At 42.8% G+C, this 21,040-nt stretch carries 15 protein-coding genes; 6 read left to right on the top strand and 9 right to left on the bottom strand.

Annotated elements, in window-relative coordinates; all coding sequences use genetic code 11:
• Positions 1-37: 37 nt before the first annotated feature.
• Entirely contained in the window at positions 38-949 is a 912-nt protein-coding gene (oxyR, locus tag CTN01_RS11160) for a DNA-binding transcriptional regulator OxyR (protein WP_045083864.1), read from the bottom strand.
• A 155-nt stretch (positions 950-1,104) separates the two neighbouring features.
• Here oxyR and CTN01_RS11155 point away from each other — a divergent pair, with 155 nt between their 5' ends.
• On the top strand, positions 1,105-1,833 hold the full coding sequence (locus tag CTN01_RS11155; protein WP_005371847.1) for a glutathione peroxidase: 729 nt from the start codon (positions 1,105-1,107) through the stop codon (positions 1,831-1,833).
• Between the two features lie 146 nt (positions 1,834-1,979).
• Here CTN01_RS11155 and argH read toward each other — a convergent pair whose 3' ends face one another.
• The 4 genes from argH to argC all read right to left on the bottom strand — a co-directional run bounded on the left by argH (position 1,980) and on the right by argC (position 7,035).
• Positions 1,980-3,857 carry an argininosuccinate lyase gene (gene argH / locus CTN01_RS11150; protein WP_045149900.1) on the bottom strand — a complete coding sequence of 626 codons (1,878 nt, stop codon included), beginning with the start codon at positions 3,855-3,857 and terminating at the stop codon, positions 1,980-1,982.
• 92 nt (positions 3,858-3,949) lie between these two features.
• Positions 3,950-5,158, bottom strand: coding sequence for an argininosuccinate synthase (locus CTN01_RS11145; protein ID WP_045083862.1), 1,209 nt, complete (start codon positions 5,156-5,158; stop codon positions 3,950-3,952).
• Between the two features lie 73 nt (positions 5,159-5,231).
• Positions 5,232-6,011, bottom strand: coding sequence for an acetylglutamate kinase (gene argB / locus CTN01_RS11140; RefSeq protein WP_045149899.1), 780 nt, complete (start codon positions 6,009-6,011; stop codon positions 5,232-5,234).
• A 10-nt stretch (positions 6,012-6,021) separates the two neighbouring features.
• Positions 6,022-7,035, bottom strand: coding sequence for an N-acetyl-gamma-glutamyl-phosphate reductase (gene argC, locus CTN01_RS11135; RefSeq protein ID WP_045149898.1), 1,014 nt, complete (start codon positions 7,033-7,035; stop codon positions 6,022-6,024).
• A gap of 626 nt (positions 7,036-7,661) precedes the next feature.
• Here argC and ppc point away from each other — a divergent pair.
• Positions 7,662-10,292 carry a phosphoenolpyruvate carboxylase gene (ppc, locus tag CTN01_RS11130; protein WP_005371852.1) on the top strand — a complete coding sequence of 877 codons (2,631 nt, stop codon included), beginning with the start codon at positions 7,662-7,664 and terminating at the stop codon, positions 10,290-10,292.
• Between the two features lie 408 nt (positions 10,293-10,700).
• The gene (locus CTN01_RS11125; protein WP_005371854.1) at positions 10,701-11,264 is read left to right on the top strand and encodes a PadR family transcriptional regulator; all 564 of its coding nucleotides are present in this window, start codon (positions 10,701-10,703) and stop codon (positions 11,262-11,264) included.
• Between the two features lie 138 nt (positions 11,265-11,402).
• Here the strand turns inward: CTN01_RS11125 and CTN01_RS11120 are convergent, their stop codons facing one another.
• A complete protein-coding gene (locus tag CTN01_RS11120) occupies positions 11,403-13,817 on the bottom strand; it encodes a bifunctional aspartate kinase/homoserine dehydrogenase II (RefSeq protein ID WP_045149897.1) in 2,415 nt (804 codons plus the stop codon).
• The gene (locus tag CTN01_RS11115) at positions 13,817-14,983 is read right to left on the bottom strand and encodes an O-succinylhomoserine (thiol)-lyase (RefSeq protein ID WP_045149896.1); all 1,167 of its coding nucleotides are present in this window, start codon (positions 14,981-14,983) and stop codon (positions 13,817-13,819) included. Before CTN01_RS11115 ends, CTN01_RS11120 begins: the two co-directional genes overlap by 1 nt.
• 304 nt (positions 14,984-15,287) lie before the next feature.
• On the opposite strand from CTN01_RS11115, the gene metJ reads away from it, so the two are divergent.
• Positions 15,288-15,605 (top strand): met regulon transcriptional regulator MetJ, encoded by a 318-nt coding sequence (metJ, locus tag CTN01_RS11110; protein WP_005371859.1) that lies wholly within the window; start codon positions 15,288-15,290, stop codon positions 15,603-15,605.
• A 74-nt stretch (positions 15,606-15,679) separates the two neighbouring features.
• On the opposite strand, the gene CTN01_RS11105 is transcribed toward metJ, so the two are convergent.
• Positions 15,680-16,927 carry a malic enzyme-like NAD(P)-binding protein gene (locus CTN01_RS11105; RefSeq protein ID WP_045149895.1) on the bottom strand — a complete coding sequence of 416 codons (1,248 nt, stop codon included), beginning with the start codon at positions 16,925-16,927 and terminating at the stop codon, positions 15,680-15,682.
• A gap of 220 nt (positions 16,928-17,147) precedes the next feature.
• Positions 17,148-17,360: a 50S ribosomal protein L31 gene (gene rpmE, locus CTN01_RS11100; RefSeq protein ID WP_005371866.1), complete on the bottom strand. Its 213-nt coding sequence runs from the start codon at positions 17,358-17,360 to the stop codon at positions 17,148-17,150.
• 266 nt (positions 17,361-17,626) lie between these two features.
• Here rpmE and priA point away from each other — a divergent pair, with 266 nt between their 5' ends.
• The gene (gene priA / locus CTN01_RS11095) at positions 17,627-19,828 is read left to right on the top strand and encodes a primosomal protein N' (protein ID WP_045149894.1); all 2,202 of its coding nucleotides are present in this window, start codon (positions 17,627-17,629) and stop codon (positions 19,826-19,828) included.
• Positions 19,829-20,012: 184 nt separating this feature from the next.
• On the top strand, positions 20,013-21,035 hold the full coding sequence (gene cytR / locus CTN01_RS11090) for a DNA-binding transcriptional regulator CytR (protein WP_289844205.1): 1,023 nt from the start codon (positions 20,013-20,015) through the stop codon (positions 21,033-21,035).
• Positions 21,036-21,040: the final 5 nt, after the last annotated feature.

Below are 21,040 nucleotides of genomic sequence, written 5' to 3'. Positions count from 1 at the left end.
CTTTTTTTATTTTGAATAACAGAAATAGTTTCAGGTATTACGGTTGAGTATGCTTAGCAAAAACTTCTGGCATTTTTTCTTTGATCACTTCAGCGAGCTTTTCATATCGCGCTTTAAGTGGCGAACCTGGACGATAGGCTAATGTAATCAAGCGGGTTGGCTGAGGATGTTTTGCTGCGATATAACACACTCCATCACGGCAATGCTCTTTCGGACTTGCCAATTGAGGTAGTAACGTAATACCACTGCCCGCTGCAACCATGTTACGTAACGTTTCTAAACTGGTGGCTTTAAAGCGACCATCATCACGCGCGCCTGCTGCAAAACAAAAACCAAGGGCTTGATTACGTAAACAGTGCCCATCTTCTAGCATCAATAAACTTTCACCGTGCAACAGAGACATATCAATATCTTTTTCACTCGCCCATTTATGCGTTTCAGGCACAGCTAACATCATCGGCTCATCATATAGCGGCAACTCAATAAACGGCTCACTTTCTTTTACCGCAGCTAAAATAATGCAATCTAATTTGCCCTCTTCTAATTGTTGTACCAATTGATGGGTTTGTGCTTCATGTAAAAAGAGTTCTAACTCAGGAAATGCATCTTTCAAGCTTGGGATAATTTGCGGTAACAAGTACGGACCAACTGTTGGAATAAAGCCGATATGCAGCGGTCCAGACATACTTTCTCCTTGCACACTAGCAAGTTCTGTAAGTATTTTGACTTCAAGCAACACTTTCTGTGCCTGAGCGACTAAACTCAGACCTGCGTCAGTGAACAATACTCGACGGCTAGTTCTTTCTAATAATGAAACACCTAGCTCATCTTCTAGTTTTCTAATTTGTCCACTTAATGTGGGCTGGCTGACGTAACAGGCTTCAGCTGCTTTACGAAAATGTTTGTGCTCAGAAAGAGCAACAAGATATTCCAGATCACGAATATTCATTGGCATGTCTTATAATAGGATTTGACTATTGAAACCATAGCAGCAAACGATTGGAGCTATCAAGAGTAAAGTTACATAATAACTACAGTAAACGGAGCAAATGATTAAACACTCCGATTACATCAGACTTATTTATATTTTTAAGGGATTACATTATGTTCGCATCTAAAGAAGGTCAGGCTGTACCACAAGTTACTTTCCACACACGTAAAGGTGATCAGTGGGTTGACGTAACAACTGAAGATTTATTCGCTAATAAGACCGTTGTCGTATTCAGTCTACCTGGCGCATTTACACCAACATGTTCTTCAAGCCACTTACCTCGTTACAACGAGTTAGCACCAGTATTTGCTGAAAATGGTGTGGATGACATCCTATGTGTATCTGTAAACGATACGTTCGTAATGAATGCATGGAAAGCCGATCAAGACGCTGAAAACATCACTTTCATTCCCGATGGTAATGGTGAGTTCACTAAAGGCATGGGCATGCTTGTTGAGAAAGATGATCTAGGTTTTGGTGCTCGCTCATGGCGTTACAGCATGCTAGTTAAAAATGGCGTTGTTGAAAAAATGTTCGTTGAAAATGAAGAACCAGGCGACCCATTCAAAGTGTCTGACGCAGACACTATGCTGAAGTACATCGCACCAGAGCAAAAGCTACAAGAATCAATTACCGTATTCTCTAAACCTGGTTGCCCTTTCTGTGTGAAAGCAAAACAAAACTTGATCGACAAAGGTCTACAGTATGAAGAAATCATTCTAGGTAAAGATGCGACAACCGTTTCTTTACGTGCAATTACAGGCCGTAGCACTGTTCCTCAAGTATTCATCGGTGGTAAACACATCGGTGGTAGCGAAGAGTTAGAAACTTACCTAGGCTAAGCTTTCAAGTATTGTCTGGATTGTGGTCCAGATTGTTCATCAGTTAAAACCTGCAGTTTAATTGGTGAGAAAAAACAAAACCACAACAACTCTCCAAATAAAAAGCCCTCTGATGAGGGCTTTTTCTATCTTGAAAATTACTTCAATTAAGCAACGTTAACCGTCGGAATTCGCTGCTCTTGATCCAACCGCACTTCAAGCGCGACTTCATCACAGGCATGTTGACGCGGACAACGATCGCAGTCTTTCATTACCTTTTCTGGCAGTAATGATTTCGATGTCGGAGTAAAGCCTCGCTTCATAAAGAACTCTGGGACACGTGTTAGTACAAAGACTTTCTTAATTGCCATTTGATCGGCTTTTTCAAGCAAATGCTCAACAATTGCTTTGCCCTGCCCTTGTTGTTGCCAACCCGCTTCAACACCTAAAGAACGAATTTCCGCAAGCCCTGAATCATAAACATATAGCGACGCACAACCTGTCACGACACCATGATGTTCTGCCACCGCAAACGAGCCAATATCACGAACTAATTCATTTCGGTTACGTGGTAGGTTTTCACCCAGCCCCGCCCAGTACACAACCATACCTTCAATAGCATCAAGATCCGTTAAACGAGCACCACGCACCTTCACGCTTGGTGAGTAACGTTTTTCTAACCGTTTCTCTGCTTGACCAATCGCATAATCGACTTGATTTGGCGCAACGCCACCCAACGCACAACGTTTATCTAAACACGATTCAATAGTCAGAATTGGGTATACATCATCATCAATTACTTCAGAGAATTGCTTCATCTCTTCAAGTGATAACTCTTCTAATGCGCAACCTTTAGCAATTGCAGCAACCACAGCAACACCAACAATATGGTGTGCTTCACGGAATGGAATGCCTTTCGCCACTAAGTAATCTGCAAGCTCTGTCGCATTCGAGTAACCTTGCATTGCGGCTTCTAAAGTACGGTCTTTGTTAACCTTGATGCCATCAAAACACAATGCTGCCATTTCCATACAGTCATGCCAGCTATCGAGCGCATCAAACAAGCCCTCTTTGTCTTCTTGCATATCTTTGTTATATGCAAGCGGCAACGCTTTCACAGTCATCATCATGCCAGTCATCGCGCCATAAACACGACCACATTTACCACGAATAAGCTCTAATGCATCTGGGTTTTTCTTCTGTGGCATCAAAGATGATCCTGATGTCACCGTATCAGCCAGTTCAATAAAGTTAGACTCACCTGAGTTGTAGAAGATCAAGTCTTCTGCCATACGTGATAGATGAAGCATAGAAATAGAAGCGGTAGAAAGTAGTTCCATCACATGATCGCGATCAGAGACTGAATCTAAACTGTTACGTGTTGCACTGTGGAAACCTAAACTATGTGCCAGCACTTCACGGTCAATCGGATAGGCTGTGCCCGCCAATGCGCCAGAGCCTAACGGACAGGTATCTAAACGATCGAGCGCATCGGTTAAGCGAGAATAATCACGCTCAAACATTTCGACATAGGCTAAACACCAATGGGCAAAAGTCACAGGCTGAGCACGTTGCAAGTGAGTGTAACCTGGCAGAACCGTGGCTTGATGATCACGGGCGACTGTCACTAACTGTTGCTGTAAGCGATCAAGCATTAATAGCAATTGCTGACCTTGCTGACGACACCATAGTTTTAAATCGGTCGCCACCTGATCATTTCGTGAACGTCCGGTATGAAGCTTTTTACCAAGATCACCGACTTTAGCGATCAACTGTTGCTCTACCCAACTATGAATATCTTCCGCATCTGAACGTAAAATTTGCTCCGGATCTTCCATCACTGCAAGTTTTAGTTCATTCAATGCTAACTCAAGCTTTTGCTGCTCTTGCTCGGTTAATACATCGACCTGACGTAGGGCTTTAGACCATGCGATTGAGCCAACAATATCTTGCTCTGCTAGACGATAGTCAAAACGCAGTGAATCATTGAATTGTTTAAACCGTGTGTCAGCTGCCTGACTAAAACGTCCGCCCCATAATGCCATGGTACCTCTCCTTTGCTCTACGTATCGACTTGCTTATCTTGTTATGGCGTAATCAAACGGGGCTTAAGTAGGGAGCCCCGTGATTGTTTTTGTTATTTCTTTTGGCTATTTAAAGCACGAATACGACTTGCTAGTGAGTAAAGACGAATGAAGCCTCCAGCATGGCTGTGATCATACACATCATCTTCACCAAAGGTCGCAAACTCTTCAGAATATAAGCTGTTAGTTGAGCGTTTCTGAATTACAGTTGCTTGGCCTTTGTACAGCTTAACGACCACTTCACCACTCACATCTTTTGCTAGCTCATCAGCAGCTGCAATTAATGACTGGCATAATGGCGTAAACCAACGACCATCATAAATAAGGTGCGACGCTTTAAGACCTAGCGTTTGACGGAAATCGAACGATTCTTTATCGAGTACTAGCTGCTCAACCGCACGTAGCGCTTCCATCATAATCGTGCCTCCAGGTGTTTCATAACAACCACGAGACTTCATACCAACTAGGCGGTTTTCTACGATATCGATACGACCAACACCGTGCTCGATACCTTTTTCATTGAGGTACGTTAGCACGTTGTATGGCGTCATCGCTTCACCATCAACCGCAACCACTTCACCTTGTTCAATCTTAAGTGTTACCGTTTCAGCTTGATCCGGTGCTTGCTCTGGATCTTTTGTCCATACCCAACATAGATCGTTTGGTGCGTTCCACGTATCTTCTAGCACCCCTCCTTCTGTTGATACGTGCCAAGCATTCGCATCACGAGAGTAAATTTTTTCAAGCGATGCTGTACATGGAATATCACGCTCAGCAAGATAATCTAATAGCGCTTCACGACTACGTAGATCCCATTCACGCCAAGGAGCAATTACTTTAAGCTGTGGTGCTAGTGCGGCAAATGCACCTTCAAAACGTACCTGATCGTTACCTTTACCAGTACAACCGTGACATAACGCATCGGCACCAACTTCTAATGCACATTCAACTTGTGCTTTAGCAATAATTGGACGCGCCATTGAAGTACCCAGTAGGTATTTACCTTCATACACTGCACCAGTTTTTAGTGATGGGTAGATATAATCTTTCACCATCTCTTCTTTAAGATCAGCGATGTAACAAGATGAAGCTCCTGAAGCCAATGCTTTTTCTTCAATCCCAACCAGCTCTTCTTCGCCTTGACCTACATCTGCCACGAATGCGACAACTTCACAGTCATAGTTCTCTTTCAACCATGGAATGATAGCTGATGTATCTAAACCGCCAGAATAGGCTAATACAACTTTATTAATCTTGCTCATGTGCTGTTCTCCTTATCAGCCTTGCGGTTATTCCGTTTAGGCGATGTGCTAAATATTGTTAACTTAATTTCAATTACAACGTAAATTTGGTACCGATGCTCTCGCCAGCAAATAGTGCTGTTAATTTTTCAGGGGAACGCCAACTCGCCACTTCAATAGGACGGCCTAGCGCTTTGGCCGCATCAAATGCTGCGCGTACTTTGACAATCATGCCATCGGTGATCACCGCTTGTTCGATTAACGATTCAGCCTCAGCTTCTGTTAACGCTTCAATTAATTGCCCTTTGCCATCTAATACACCACTCACATCAGAGAGTAATACCAACTCACCATCAACGGCGGCAGCAACAGCAACGGCGGCTTGGTCTGCATTGACATTCATCAACTCGCCCTGCCCATCTAAACCAATTGAGCTAATGATCGGCATATAACCTGATGCCATAATTTGTGTGATCAGTGCGCCATTACCCGGCTCAGCTTTACCCACTGAGCCTAACTCAGGATCTAATTGCGAAACTTGGCATAAACCTCCATCGGCCAGACTTAGCCCGACTGCTTTTACGCCAGATTTAATTGCCTGCCCTTGAAGTAATTTATTCGCAGTCCCAGCGAGTGCTCCAGCAATAACATCAATTTGATCACTAGGTGTTACACGTAAACCTTGTTTTTTCACTGTCGGTAGTTGCAGTTTTGCCATTAAGTCATCAACCAAATAACCGCCACCGTGCACTAAAATTAATGGACGCTGCGAATTAGCTTGATAATGATTAATCGCTGAAAATAACTTTTCTAAGGTTTCTGTACATGAAAGTACTGCACCACCTAATTTAATGACTAATGGAACCTGACTCATCATCGAATTCCTACACTAAAGCGGTTAATTGTGGGAAACCATTTCGAATATTTATGCACTGCATCGCTTGCGAAGAAGCCCCTTTCAAAAGGTTATCAATAGCTGATGTTAAAATGATATGTTGACCATTCACCTTCCAGCCAATATCACAGAAGCAAGTCCCTACCACATTCTGTAGACGTGCCGCTTGTGTTCCTAAAAGACGTACCGCATGTTTATCTGCTGTAGATGCATATGCTAGGTTCAATGCTTCCGTTACCTGCTCTAGCGTGACGCCTTGTGCTAGCTTCGCTGTAATAGTTGCAAGAATGCCACGTTTAAAGTTGCCAAGATGGGGGGTAAAAATAACATCACGACCTAGATGAGTACTGATTTCAGGTTGGTGGCGGTGGGAAAATAAACCGTAAGCTTGCAGGCTTACTTCGCAGAAACTATTAGTCACGGTCGCTTTTCTACCAGCACCAGACACACCACTAACTGCATTAATCACTGGCCACTGCTCGGTATCAAGTAAACCCGCTTCAATTAATGGTTTAAGCGCTAATTGTGAAGCTGTTGGGTAACAGCCCGGAACAGCAATTAATTGTGCCTTCGCAATGGCATCATGATTCCATTCAGCTAACCCATAAACCGCTTGTTCAAGCCAATCTGAATACTGGTGTTCAAAGCCATAATACTGGGTATAGAAATCATCACCTTTAACACGAAAAGCACCGGATAAATCAAAAACCTGACACCTTTTATTAAGAAAACTGGCAGCAAGGTCATGGCTGACTTGATGGGCTGTGGCAAGTAAAACAACGTCAGCATTTTTAGCAATATCACTTGGACTGATTAACGGCTGTAACGGTAAATCAACAATGCCTTTCAATTGACCATGTAAATCACTTAACGGTTTACCCGCATCAAGGCTATTTTCAGAAACAAATAAACCCGCAAGTTCTAAGTGAGGATGCTTAACCACCATTTTCGCAAGTTCTGCACCGGTATAGCCACTTGCACCGATAATTAGAGTCTTTAACATTACAAATTCCATTTTTAGTCTAATGATTGTTGTTACCGTTGAGGAGCAAATCTGGCTTGAGTCTTTATTTTTTCGCAGCAGTAACGTGTAACAAGAAGTGCTGAAAACAGCAAATATGAGGGGCGCATACGCACCAAGCGAATATGACTTAGCGTCGTCGGAAGGTATGAGTAAAAAGCTTCGCTTGGTTCATGTTAAAACATCCTAAATTAACAATGGAGACCCGGCATTCCTTGCTCAGGTTACGGCTAAATAAAGCAATAAATTATTCGTTTGCATTGCATTTATATGTTTACTGATTAATTAACGTACTGTCAACAGAAAAGCCTTAAAAACCTCAACTTCCTAATCCTTTTTAAAACTTTTCCTTCATCTTTTTGTAACATTTTCATCATTCATCGATTTGACATCAGTTTGAGACAATATTATTACTAACTGTTATTTGTTGGTAAACGAGCAATAATGAAACAAAATTACAGACTTCAATCGCATTTATGACCAAAATCAAAATAGATCGGTTTTAACACTTATAAATGTAATGATAGTTGACCTCAAAGTGAGATCACGGCTAGATTGTCTGTTAGAAGTTTAAATTGGATGTAACTAAATTACGAGATGGATGCGATATGAATGAGAAATACAGCACGTTAAAAAGTAACGTAAGTATGCTAGGTCACCTGCTTGGTAATACCATTAAAACGGCACATGGTGACGAACTGTTAGATAAAGTCGAAACTATTCGTAAACTATCTAAATCAGCACATTCTGGTAGTGAAGAAGATCGTGCAAAGCTTATCGATGAGCTACAGAACTTACCCGATGATCAATTACTTCCAGTTGCTCGCGCCTTTAGCCAATTCCTGAATCTCACGAATATTGCAGAGCAATACCATACTATCTCTCGTCAATGTGAAACCACATTATGCAGCCCTGATGCACTCGATGAGCTGTTTAATAAGCTGACCGACAATGACGTCAATCAGCTTGATTCTATTGAAGCGGTTCGTGAACTTAATATTGATTTAGTGCTAACAGCACACCCAACAGAAATCGCTCGACGTACCATGATTCACAAATTGGTACAGATTAATAAATGTTTATCTCAGTTAGAGCTTAGCGAGTTATCAACCTCTGAACGAGCACGTATTGAGCAGCGCCTTGAACAGCTTATTGCTCAAGCATGGCACTCAGATGTTATTCGTCAGCAACGTCCAACCCCGATTGATGAAGCTAAATGGGGTTATGCCGTTATTGAAAATTCACTATGGCAAGCTGTACCAGAATTTCTTCGCCTATTTGATGAAAAATTACAGCAACACCTTGGCGAAGCCCTTCCTCTTGACGCATCACCAGTCACCTTCTCTTCTTGGATGGGTGGAGACCGAGATGGTAACCCATTTGTTACCTCGAATGTGACACGTGAAGTGCTCTCTTTATCACGTTGGAAAGCGGCAGATCTTTACCTCAATGATATTCAAGAGTTGATCAACGAATTATCCATGACTCAGTGTAACGAGACGGTGCGTGAGCTTGCAGGCGAAGAGCATGAACCTTACCGCGCTATTCTAAAGCAACTACGTAATAAGCTAGTTCATACTCGTGACAATCTTGATGCGAAGATTCATGGTCAGAAACCCACCTCCGATATTGTTATTGAAGATATTGCAGAGCTATGGGATCCACTGTATGCGTGTTACCAATCACTGCATGAGTGCGGCATGGCTATTATTGCTGATGGCCTACTGCTTGATACATTACGTCGCGTTAAATGTTTTGGCGTACACTTAGTCCGTTTAGATATTCGTCAAGAAAGTACTCGTCATTCAGATGTGATATCAGAGCTTACTCGTTACCTTGGACTGGGTGATTACGACCAATGGAGCGAGCAGGATAAAATTGCTTTCCTTGTTCGTGAACTATCATCGAAACGTCCACTTCTTCCTCGTGATTGGGAACCATCGGCTGAGGTTAAAGAAGTCATTGAAACCTGTAAAACTATTGCAGAGCAATCCCGTGAAGCACTAGGCTCATACGTCATTTCAATGGCGCGTACGGCTTCTGATGTACTTGCCGTTCACTTACTACTGCAAGAAGCTGGCTGTCCATTTAGAATGGATGTCTGTCCATTATTTGAAACCCTTGATGACTTGAATAATGGTGCTGATGTTATTGAGCAACTACTGAATATTGACTGGTATCGTGGCTTTATTCAAAACCACCAAATGGTCATGATCGGCTACTCAGATTCAGCTAAAGATGCGGGTGTAATGTCGGCAGGTTGGGCGCAATATAGCGCAATGGAAAAACTGGTTGATGTTTGCGAACAAGCTGGGGTTGAAATCACCCTATTCCATGGCCGTGGCGGTAGTATTGGTCGTGGTGGTGCACCAGCTCACGCAGCACTGTTATCTCAACCACCACGCAGCTTAAAAGGCGGATTACGTGTCACCGAGCAAGGTGAAATGATCCGCTTTAAGTTAGGTTTACCAGAAGTCGCTATCAATAGTTTAAGCCTTTACGCGAGTGCAACACTTGAAGCCAATCTACTTCCGCCTCCAGCGCCTAAACAAGAATGGCGTGAACTGATGGATGTATTGTCTGAAGTCTCTTGTGAAGCTTATCGTAATGTTGTGCGTGTTGATCCTGAATTTGTTCCTTACTTCCGTGCTGCGACGCCTGAACTTGAGTTAGGTAAACTGCCTCTTGGTTCTCGTCCAGCGAAACGTAACCCGCAAGGTGGTGTAGAGAGCTTACGTGCGATCCCATGGATTTTTGCATGGAGTCAAAACCGTCTATTGCTACCCGCATGGCTGGGTGCTGGTGAAGCAATTCAGTATTCAATCAACAAAGGTCACGCGAAATTGTTAGAAGATATGTGTCGAGAGTGGCCTTTCTTCTCTACACGTCTAGGTATGCTTGAAATGGTTTATACCAAGACTAACACCGGTATTGCTAAATACTATGACGAGCGTCTAACAGACGAATCTCTATGGCCATTAGGTCAAAAGCTTCGTGATCAATTAGGTAAAGATATTAAGGCTGTTTTAACGGTTGAAAATAACGATCACTTAATGGAGCAAGACCCTTGGGGCGCTGAATCAATTCGATTACGTAACATTTATGTTGAGCCTCTTAACATGCTACAAGCAGAACTGTTATACCGAACTCGACAGCAGGAAGAGTTACCTCCAGCACTTGAAGAGGCCTTAATGGTTACTATTGCTGGTATTGCAACAGGTATGCGTAATACTGGCTAGCAGATTGTGATAATTAATAAGGGCCATTTGATGGTCCTTTTTTTTCCCGTTATTTATCTATATGTTAAGAAAAATCTTTTTTGTCTCAATAATGATACAGCATAAAGTTTCTTAACAGGGCTATGATAGTTGTAACTTCGATATGAGCGATGATGTATAAGATTATCCAGACCTTAATGGTGCGAGTATTTTTTCGCTATCGAAGTAAGGTCACAAGATAATAAATTTGCAAGCCCGTATATCAGATATTTCATCTCGAAGTATCGATATTAAGCAAATTAATGATATTGTATGCGGTCTCAACCGAACTATAAGATATTAAGATTATAAATAAAAAGCGCCATTACGAAGCGTATGTAATCTAGTTCAGTTGTTATTTTTATTTGACGTATTTAACGGATAGAAGAGATGTCACTACCACACGTAATTTTAACCGTGCTTAGCAACAGAGAAGCAACGGGTTATGATATAACTAAAGAGTTTTCTCATAGTATTGGCTACTTTTGGAAAGCGAGCCACCAGCAGGTGTATCGTGAACTGAATAAGATGGCTACTAACGATCAAGTAACATGTCGACTTGAACCTCAAGAGGGTAAACCTGATCGTAAAGTCTATGCCATCACAGATGCTGGTCGCCAAGCACTATTTAATTGGTTTGAAGAGCCTGCACGTAATCCCACAACTCGCGATGAGTTCTCAGCAAAGCTGTTAGTCTGTGGTGTTCATAATTCAGAGCCAATGCAAAAGCAACTTGCAGCATTAATCGATGAATCTCAAACACTGATCGGCCATTACAAAGAGCTAGAAAAACTCCATTTCAGCGATTATAAGTCAATGGACCGCCAACAACGCTTAGATCGTTTAACACTTCGTCGTGGTTTACATAACCGCCAAGCTTGGATTGACTGGGCTGAAGAAGTGCTTGTTGAGCTAAAAGATATGGACAGTAACGGCAGCCCTGTTGCGCTGTAGTTCGTTATCTTTCTCATAAAATAATTAAACCGCAGTAAACTGCGGTTTATTTTTTACGGCATAAACCAATCGCAACGCTGCTTTTAAACAATAAAAAGCCCGCTAATAACAAGCGGGCTTTAAAATTTTATCAAACCGTTATAGTAAACAGGCCAGACGATTTATATCTGATAATAATGCACCAGCAGTCACATCACGCCCCGCTCCTGGTCCTCGAATCACTAACGGATTATCACGGTACCAATGACTTTCAATAGCAAAGATATTATCGCACGGAAGTAAATTAGCTAGCGCATGCTCTTGTGGTAAGGCTTCAACACCAACATAGGCGTTGCCGTGACGATCCAATCGAGCCACATAACGTAGAACTTTTTCTTCCTCACGCGCACTTTCTAATCGCTCGGCTAAAATCTCGTCAAGTACTTGGGTTTGCTCAAAAAACTGCTCAACAGATAATATTGCAAGATCGCTTGGGACTAAGCTTTCAACTTTTACCTGCTCAGGCTCAATGTCTAGGCCTGATTCACGAGCCAATATCACGAGCTTACGCATCACATCACTGCCATCTAAATCATGGCGAGGATCTGGTTCTGTTAGCCCTTGCTGCCATGCTTGTTCTACTAACGCAGAAAATGGCACACTACCATCATACTGTTGGAATAACCAAGATAAAGTGCCTGAGAAAATACCAGAAACAGCGATGATTTGATCGCCACTATCTCGTAAATCACGGACAGTATGATTCACTGGAAGCCCAGCACCAACAGTCGCGTTATACAACCAATGACGACTACTTTTCGCAAACGCATCAATCACCGCATGATAGTCCTTGCTGCTCGCAGAGCCCGCCACTTTATTGGCTGAAATTAAGTGCAAACCGTGTTCAGCTATTTCAGCATAACGCTTTGACAGCTCACTACTTGCCGTTACATCAAGCACAATCACATCGTCATAATCAGCATTCGCAAAATGAGAGAAAAACGCACTCTCTTGATACTCTATTGCTTCTTGTTCAAATTGTGTCAGTGCTAACGAAGGATCGATACCTGTAAAGTTCATCCAACAACGACGACTATCGAGGATCCCTATTAAAGTGAAACTTAAACCATGACGTTTTTCTAACGCTGGTTTCTCTCGTTCGAATAACTCAAGCCAACGGCTCCCTATATTGCCTTTACCGCAAAGTACTAACCCTACACGTTTTTGAGCTTGAAAGAGCGCTTGGTGAATATCACTAACCAAGCCTTCTGTTTCGACATGGCGCAATACAGCAACCAAACTTAATCCCGAATCCGCTTCGGTCATAAACTCAACCGGTAAGCCTTTTAACTGCTGGTAGAACCCATGACAATGAATAGGATTATTGATCACCCCCGCGCCCACGGCTGCAACCATTGAGAAGCCTTCTCGTAACCGTAATTCAGCAGGTGTTCCGCTATCTTGCAGTAACTTTAATACATCATTCACCACCTCTCGAGTATAAGCCAGCATAATACGGCCTTTACTCTGCTCTAGGCTTTGCGCTAAAGGGGCTAATTGATGGCGCGACAATAAACGTTCAACGTCTTCACGTACATGTTGAACATCCATACCTCGTGGTACATCAACTTCAATCAGACACACATCATCAAGCGAAGAGACAATTTTTGCCCCTCGACCGGAAGCTAGAACACGCTCTACTCGCGTGGAACCTGATTCTGGTTGATGACTACAACGCAGTGTTAAATCTATCGCACTTTGCGCTACAGGCTGTAATGTACGGCTATGCAAAACAGGGGCAGCAAGACGAGCCAGCTCATTGGCTTCATCTAATCGTAATAACGGTAATAAACAGGCATCGCTAACTTTACGTGGATCAGCACTATAGACCCCAGCAACATCACTCCAAATCGTGACTCGAGAAACATCCGCTAAAGCACCAATAATTGTTGCTGAGTAATCTGAACCATTACGACCAAGTAAAACAGTTTCCCCTTGCTCATTTTGGGCCATAAAACCTGTTATCACTAAACGGTGATGGCTATGCTGCGCAAACTGCTGTTGCAATAATGGCTTCGACGATCGGCTATCAACTTCTGGCTGTGCGGCGTGATCGGCGCGTAAAAATAACCGAGAATCCAAATCTGTGGCGGGTAAGTCACGCTGGCACAGTAATGCCGCTAATAATCGCGCAGACCATACTTCACCATACCCTTGAATGGTGCCTCGAAGTGCAGGGCTAATAGGGCTTTCACCATAGCGAGCAATCGTTGATAAATCATCATGTAGTAATTCAATCAAACGTTCTGCTGTCGGTGAATAAAGCAAAGACTCAATTAATTGTTGCTGATAGCTACGGACAGATAACAAGGTCTCATGGGCTTGACGACCATCTTTTTCTAGTTGCGCTAACCATAATATAAGTTGGTTTGTAGTCTTTCCCGCGGCTGACACAACAATTAAATCTTCATTGTTTGAATACTCCGCCAGAATATCCGCTACTCGGCGATAGCACTCAGGATCAGCTAAGCTACTACCGCCAAATTTATGTAATTGGCGTAATGCTTTTGTCATTAGTGAGCCTCCGCTGCGAGCTTAAAGGCTTGATCAAGATCTTCTATTAAATCACTAGGGTCTTCAAGGCCAACCGAAAGACGTAATAATGAGGTGGTGATCCCCGCTTCTGCCTGTGCTTCATCAGACATTGCACGATGAGTCATACTTGATGGATGCGCAATTAAGCTTTCAGTGCCACCTAATGATTCTGCTAGTGAAAACAGCTTTAACTCTTTCACAAACACTTCAAGTTGGGTTTGATCACCCGCAAATTCAAAACTCATCATAGAGCCAAAACCTTTTTGCTGGCGTTTGGCAATCTCATGACCAGGATGTGATGGAAGGCTTGGATGATAAATAGTACCCACCATCGCCTGTTGTTGAAGGTAATCGAGTACTGCTACACCATTCTCTTCATGCATTCTCATACGTGGTGATAATGTACGTAGACCTCGCAAAGTTAGATAAGCATCAAATGGTGCGCCAGTAGCACCAATACAGTTTGCCCACCACGCAATGGTTTCTGCCATTTCAGCATCTTTTGAAATCAGTACCCCACCCACCACATCTGAGTGACCATTAAGGTACTTGGTTGTTGAGTGAACAACAAAGTCAGCCCCTAATTCAATTGGCTGTTGTAGTAGCGGCGATAAAAAAGTGTTATCAACAGCAACAAGGCAACCCAAGGCTTTTGCTTGCTGACACAGCGCCGCAATATCAATCACACGCACTAATGGGTTAGACGGTGTTTCAACCCAGATTAGTTTAGGCTTTTTCGCTAAAGCAACTGCAAATGCTTCTTGATCCGATTGATCAACGAACTCAACCTTAAAATCACCTTTATTGGCACGAGTATTAAATAATCGATAAGTACCGCCATAACAATCATGCGGCGCAACAATCAAATCATCAGGACCTAGTAATGCAGTAACTAATAAATTCATCGCTGCTGTGCCACAACTGGTTACCACACCACCAGCACCACCTTCCATCTCACTAAGCGCGTCAGCTAACGTATTTCTTGTTGGGTTACCCGAACGAGAATAATCATATTGCGGTACTTCGCCAAAAGCTGGAAAGCTATAGGTCGACGTTAAATAAATAGGAGGAACAACAGCGTTATATTGAGAGTCAACATCAATACCGGTTCTTACTGCAATTGTCGCCAGTCGCTTATCACTCATACAAACATTCCTTGTCGGGGCAGGATTTAACCCAAGATAATAAATTTATAACAACTTTAACCACTACAAAACAAGACGTCAACACATCTGGACGTCTATATGTCTTTGCTTATGGCAGTAAATCCCGCTAAAATTCAGCCATAACAAAATAATGGTAACAACCTTACTGTAATTTTTCTGTTCAATACGGGACAAAACCGCGATGTTCACGTAATATCGCCGCCCTACAATCCCCGTTGCTAACAGAAAATGTCGATTCCTGTTACCACCATTATTAACCCAAATATCGCTGAGAAGGTAAAACATGGCAAAGTGGAATGGCGAATATATTAGCCCTTACGCGGAACACGGTAAGAAAAACGAACAAGTAAAAAAAATTACTGTTTCGATTCCATTAAAGGTGCTTAAGATTCTGACTGATGAACGTACTCGTCGTCAGGTGAATAACCTTCGCCACGCAACAAATAGCGAATTACTTTGTGAAGCCTTTCTTCATGCCTACACAGGCCAACCGCTTCCCACTGATGATGACATTCGTAAAGATCGTCCAGACGATTTACCTGCAGAAGCAAAAGCATTAATGGACGCGATGGGCATTAGCTACGAAGACATTAATGAATAATTATTGCAGTACTATGTATACTAAAAAACCAGCCTAATGGCTGGTTTTTATTTCTCATCAACGCAATAGCGCTATTACACTTCCATATAACCCATTGGCATCTCAATACGTGCGACGCCTGAATCAATGGCTGCCTGTGCAACAGCTTTTGCGACACGTGGTAATAAACGTGGATCCATCGGTTTTGGAATAATATACTCTCGGCCAAATTCAAGATGTGATACACCCGAAGCCTCAAGTACACTTTGTGGTACTGGCTCTTTCGCTAACTCTCTAATTGCATGAACGGCAGCTAATTTCATTTCATCATTAATTTGACTTGCACGCACATCCAATGCGCCGCGGAAAATGAACGGGAAACACAGAACATTATTCACTTGGTTAGGATAATCAGAGCGCCCTGTCCCCATAATCAAATCATTTCGGACTTGATGAGCTAATTCTGGTTTTATTTCAGGATCAGGGTTAGAGCAAGCAAATACAATAGGGTTTTCTGCCATTAATTCTAGCGCATCAGGCGGTAATAAATCAGGGCCTGATACACCAACGAAAATATCGGCCCCCGCAATCACATCTTCTAAAGTGCGCTTGTCGGTATTATTAGCAAATAGCTGTTTATATTCATTAATGTCATCACGACGGGTATGAATTACCCCTTTACGATCCAGCATGTAGATTTTCTCACGCTGTGCACCGCACTTAATAAGTAACTCCATACAGGCAATTGCCGCAGCACCTGCGCCTAAGCAAACAATCACAGCTTCATCGATGGCTTTACCTTGAAGCTCTAAAGCGTTAAGCATACCTGCCGCTGTGACAATCGCCGTACCATGCTGATCATCGTGAAACACGGGAACATTACAACGTTCAATTAAGCGCTGTTCGATCTCAAAGCAATCTGGTGCTTTAATATCTTCTAAATTTATGCCGCCAAAGGTATCGGCAATATTTGCGACAGTATCAACGAACTCATCGATAGTACGATGTTTTACTTCAATATCAATTGAGTCAATACCGGCAAAGCGTTTAAAAAGTAATGATTTACCCTCCATAACAGGCTTAGAGGCTAACGGACCTAAATTACCAAGACCTAAAATAGCGGTACCATTGGTGATCACCGCGACCATATTCCCTTTCGCAGTATATTTATAAACGTTATCAGGATCTTGAGCGATTTCCCTAACGGGCTCAGCAACACCAGGGCTATACGCTAAAGCAAGATCTTCAACCGTATTGGCAGGCTTAGTCAGTGCAACGGCTATTTTTCCAGGAGTAGGAAGGGAGTGGTAATCTAGAGCTTGTTGACGAAAATCTTCGGTCATAGTGATATTTGAGCCTCAACGCTGACATTTATAATGGCAAATTACATCTATGTGCAATTCGTATTTGTTATTAAATCATATGCCATTAAGTACTAATTTCCCAGCTTATGACCAGCAAGTTTTATACATTTAGCCAACAGTTATTCTTCTTATATTTTATTGAGACATAAAAAAAGGGATGCTTTCGCATCCCTTTTTTCTAAATTCATCTGGCAAGTGATTACTTGCTAGTAAGCGCACCGAAACGCTTGTTGAATTTGTCAACACGGCCGCCAGAGCTAACTTGACGTTGTTTACCAGTGTAGAATGGGTGACACTTGTCGCATACATCAAGGTTGATGTCTTTACCCATAGTAGAGTTAAATACGAAAGTGTTGCCACAAGAACAACGTGCGTTTACTGCTGTGTACTCAGGATGAATACCTTGTTTCATGGGATAACCTCAAAATAAAGGCCGTGTCGCTCTCCCGATCCAAAGCCGGGCACCACACGTCGTTAAAAAATAGCTTGCCACATTATGTGACAAATCAGGCGGCGTATAGTAATCAATCATCCCGCGGAGATCAATACAGATGCCGATTTTTCACGCGTAATTTCTTTGTCCCGCACCGTGTTCTTCACCTATCAGACTTAACAGCACTTATCGAGTTTCACTTGGTCTGGTATTATTCAACATAAGCTCAATGACTGCAGTAAATTATGATCCCGAATATCGCTCGAGTCGCTCTCCCTATTCCCTTAGATAAAACCTTTGATTATTTAATCAAACCCAACGACCTGCCTATTGTCGGCGGGCGTGTGCAGGTTCCTTTCGGGCGTCAACGGTTAATAGGTATCGTTACCGCACTAACAGATAGCTCTGAGTTTCCTATCGAACAACTAAAAGCGATCCAAAAAGTCATTGATAAAGCACCGCTGTGGATGCCGCCTTTATTCGATTTGCTCAAATGGGCTAGTCAATATTATCAATATCCTCTCGGCGATACGCTGGCTAATGCGATGCCGGCTTTATTGCGAAAAGGGCGTGAAGCCTCACAAACCACACTAAAATTTTGGGCTTTAACAGAAGCCGGAAAATCACAGCCACTAAATGGTTTAACCCGCGCGCCCAAACAAGCTCAAATACTGCGTCTACTGCAAAACGGGGCCGTCAGTCATGATGCATTATTGAGCGAAGAAGTGAGCTCTACAACTTTAAAAACGTTAGCAAATAAAGGGTGGATCATTGAACAACAGCAACAACCTAAAAGCCAAAACTGGCAGAAACAGTTTTCTGTTACTGAAGAAAAACCACGTTTAAATGAAGAACAAGCGTTAGCAATTGCCACCGTGAATAGTAACCCTGAGTTTGGCTGTTATCTGTTAGAAGGGGTAACAGGTTCAGGCAAAACAGAAGTATATCTTAACTTGTTAGAACCAGTGCTTGCCGCAGGTAAACAAGCGTTGATATTAGTCCCTGAGATTGGCTTAACCCCTCAGACGATTAACCGATTTCGCCGTCGTTTTAATGTGCCTCTAGAAACGGTTCACTCAGGGCTAAATGACAGCGAGCGTATGGCTGCGTGGCTTGCAGGTCGAGATAATCAAGCGGGTATTATCATCGGGACGCGATCTGCATTATTTACCCCCTTTGCAAACCTTGGCATCATCATTGTCGATGAAGAGCATGACGCATCTTATAAACAACAAGATAGCTTACGTTATCATGCTCGCGATCTTGCCGTTATGCGCGCCAATAAAGAAAACATTCCAATTATTTTAGGCTCTGCGACACCAGCATTAGAAACCTTGCATAATGCTAAAACGGGCAAATACCATCATTTAACTTTAACTAAACGTGCGGGTAACGCTCAACTGGCACGTCATGGTGTGATTGATGTCAAAGGTCTATATCTTGATGCTGGCTTATCTGCACCACTCATCGCTGAGATGCGTAAACACTTAAATGCAGGTAATCAGGTGATGTTATTTCTTAATCGCCGTGGTTTTTCGCCTGCCATAATGTGTCATGAGTGTGGTTGGATAGCCGAGTGTCATCGTTGTGATGCTTATTACACTTTACATCAGCAATCTGGGGAGCTGCGTTGTCACCATTGTGCAACTCAGCGTCCTATAATACCGCAATGTGAGCAATGTGGTTCGACTCAATTATTGCCCGTCGGTGTAGGTACTGAACAACTAGAAAATCAACTCGCAACCCTATTTCCTGAATTTAAGACAGTGCGCATTGATCGTGATAGCACGCGTCGTAAAGGGGCTTTAGAAAACTATCTCGAAGCGATTAAAAATAATGAGTATCAAATTTTAATTGGTACTCAAATGCTAGCAAAAGGCCACCATTTCCCGAATGTCACTTTAGTCGCACTAATTGATGTTGATAGCGCGCTGTTTAGTAACGATTTCCGCGCATCCGAACGTTTAGCACAATTGTTTATTCAGGTAGCAGGACGCGCTGGACGTGCGAGTAAACCGGGCGAAGTGCTATTACAAACTCACCATCCAGAGCATCAACTATTACAATCATTGCTTCATAAAGGCTATGGCGTTTTCTCACAAACCGCATTAGTTGAACGCCAACAAGCCATGTTACCGCCCTATACTCACCTTGTCTTAATACGGGCGGAAGCTAATGACAGCGATACCGTTTGCCAACTCTTACAGCAAATCCGTGGCATTTTTGAATCCAGCCCTGTTTATGATCAAGATTGCTGTGTATTGGGGCCAAACCCTGCTCCTCTTGCTCGTCGAGCAGGACGTTATCGTTGGCAATTAATTTTACAAACCCCTAATCGCAAAGCCTTGCAACAAATACTCAGTGTTGCCAAGCCCGCAATTCAATTACTGCCGTTAGCTAAAAAAGTACGTTGGTCGATTGATGTAGAGCCTCAAGATTTAACTTAAGACCAACAATGCGACAAAACTCACATAGTGAATGTAATTTATGCTATTTGAGGCATGTTTAATCCTTTGTTTACATTCTACAATATCAATAGTATTGACTAATATCAGTCATTTACTGCTTTGCTGGTTTCCGTCTCAGTCCTTTTGACCTCGAGCTACCAGCCGCACAATAAGAGAGATTTAGATAAAAGAGGAAAGCAATATGGCGACAATGAAGGATGTTGCCCAGCTAGCCGGAGTTTCGACTGCAACGGTTTCCCGTGCGCTAATGAACCCGGAAAAAGTATCGGCTTCAACTCGTAAAAAAGTTGAGCAGGCTGTCATGGAAGCTGGCTACTCACCTAACTCACTTGCCCGTAATTTACGTCGCAATGAGTCAAAAACGATCGTAACTATCGTCCCTGATATTTGTGATCCGTACTTCACAGAGATTATTCGTGGTATCGAAGAAGCCGCAATGGAGTACGGTTACCTTGTATTACTGGGCGATAGTGGGCAACAGAAAAAGCGTGAAAACTCATTTGTTAATTTAGTCTTTACTAAACAAGCTGATGGTATGTTATTACTTGGTACAGACTTACCTTTTGATGTCAGTAAACCAGAACAGAAGAACCTACCACCTTTAGTGATGGCTTGTGAGTACGCACCTGAATTAGAGTTGCCGACCATCCATATTGATAATCTCACCGCAGCATTTGAAGCAGTTAATTATCTAACACAAATGGGTCATAAGCGTATTGCGCAGATTACTGGCCCCGATCAAGCGCCATTATCCCAGTTCCGAAATCAGGGCTATCAACAAGCACTGCGTCGTGGTGGGATAACATTAAACCCAGCCTATACTGTAAAGGGCGATTTTTCCTTTGCTGCTGGTGCGCGCGCAGTTACTGCATTGTTGTCGTTACCAGAGCCACCAACCGCACTATTCTGTCATTCTGATGTGATGGCGATTGGTGCGATGCAGCAGGCAAAACGTCTTGGACTTCGTGTTCCACAAGATATTTCAATTGTTGGCTTTGATGATATTCAATTTGCTGAGTATTGTGATCCACCATTAACAACTGTTTCTCAACCACGTTATGAAATTGGTCGCCAAGCAATGTTGATGTTACTTGAGTTGCTTAAAGGCAAGGAAGTACAAGCAGGATCTCGCTTACTTGATGCAAAACTGGTAATCCGTGAAAGTGCTGCGCCACCATCTCGATAGTCATA

The sequence above is a fragment of the Photobacterium angustum genome, from assembly GCF_003026365.1.
Classification (GTDB): Bacteria; Pseudomonadota; Gammaproteobacteria; order Enterobacterales; family Vibrionaceae; genus Photobacterium; species Photobacterium angustum.
Note: the sequence above shows the minus strand (reverse complement) of the source record. Positions and strands in the feature narration are given on the sequence as shown.

Coding starts and splice junctions, on each gene's coding strand:
- oxyR (WP_045083864.1), bottom strand. CDS start 949: ATGAATATTCGTGATCTGGAATATCTTGTTGCTCTTTCTGAGCACAAA.
- CTN01_RS11155 (WP_005371847.1), top strand. CDS start 1,105: ATGTTCGCATCTAAAGAAGGTCAGGCTGTACCACAAGTTACTTTCCAC.
- argH (WP_045149900.1), bottom strand. CDS start 3,857: ATGGCATTATGGGGCGGACGTTTTAGTCAGGCAGCTGACACACGGTTT.
- CTN01_RS11145 (WP_045083862.1), bottom strand. CDS start 5,158: ATGAGCAAGATTAATAAAGTTGTATTAGCCTATTCTGGCGGTTTAGAT.
- argB (WP_045149899.1), bottom strand. CDS start 6,011: ATGAGTCAGGTTCCATTAGTCATTAAATTAGGTGGTGCAGTACTTTCA.
- argC (WP_045149898.1), bottom strand. CDS start 7,035: ATGTTAAAGACTCTAATTATCGGTGCAAGTGGCTATACCGGTGCAGAA.
- ppc (WP_005371852.1), top strand. CDS start 7,662: ATGAATGAGAAATACAGCACGTTAAAAAGTAACGTAAGTATGCTAGGT.
- CTN01_RS11125 (WP_005371854.1), top strand. CDS start 10,701: ATGTCACTACCACACGTAATTTTAACCGTGCTTAGCAACAGAGAAGCA.
- CTN01_RS11120 (WP_045149897.1), bottom strand. CDS start 13,817: ATGACAAAAGCATTACGCCAATTACATAAATTTGGCGGTAGTAGCTTA.
- CTN01_RS11115 (WP_045149896.1), bottom strand. CDS start 14,983: ATGAGTGATAAGCGACTGGCGACAATTGCAGTAAGAACCGGTATTGAT.
- metJ (WP_005371859.1), top strand. CDS start 15,288: ATGGCAAAGTGGAATGGCGAATATATTAGCCCTTACGCGGAACACGGT.
- CTN01_RS11105 (WP_045149895.1), bottom strand. CDS start 16,927: ATGACCGAAGATTTTCGTCAACAAGCTCTAGATTACCACTCCCTTCCT.
- rpmE (WP_005371866.1), bottom strand. CDS start 17,360: ATGAAACAAGGTATTCATCCTGAGTACACAGCAGTAAACGCACGTTGT.
- priA (WP_045149894.1), top strand. CDS start 17,627: ATGATCCCGAATATCGCTCGAGTCGCTCTCCCTATTCCCTTAGATAAA.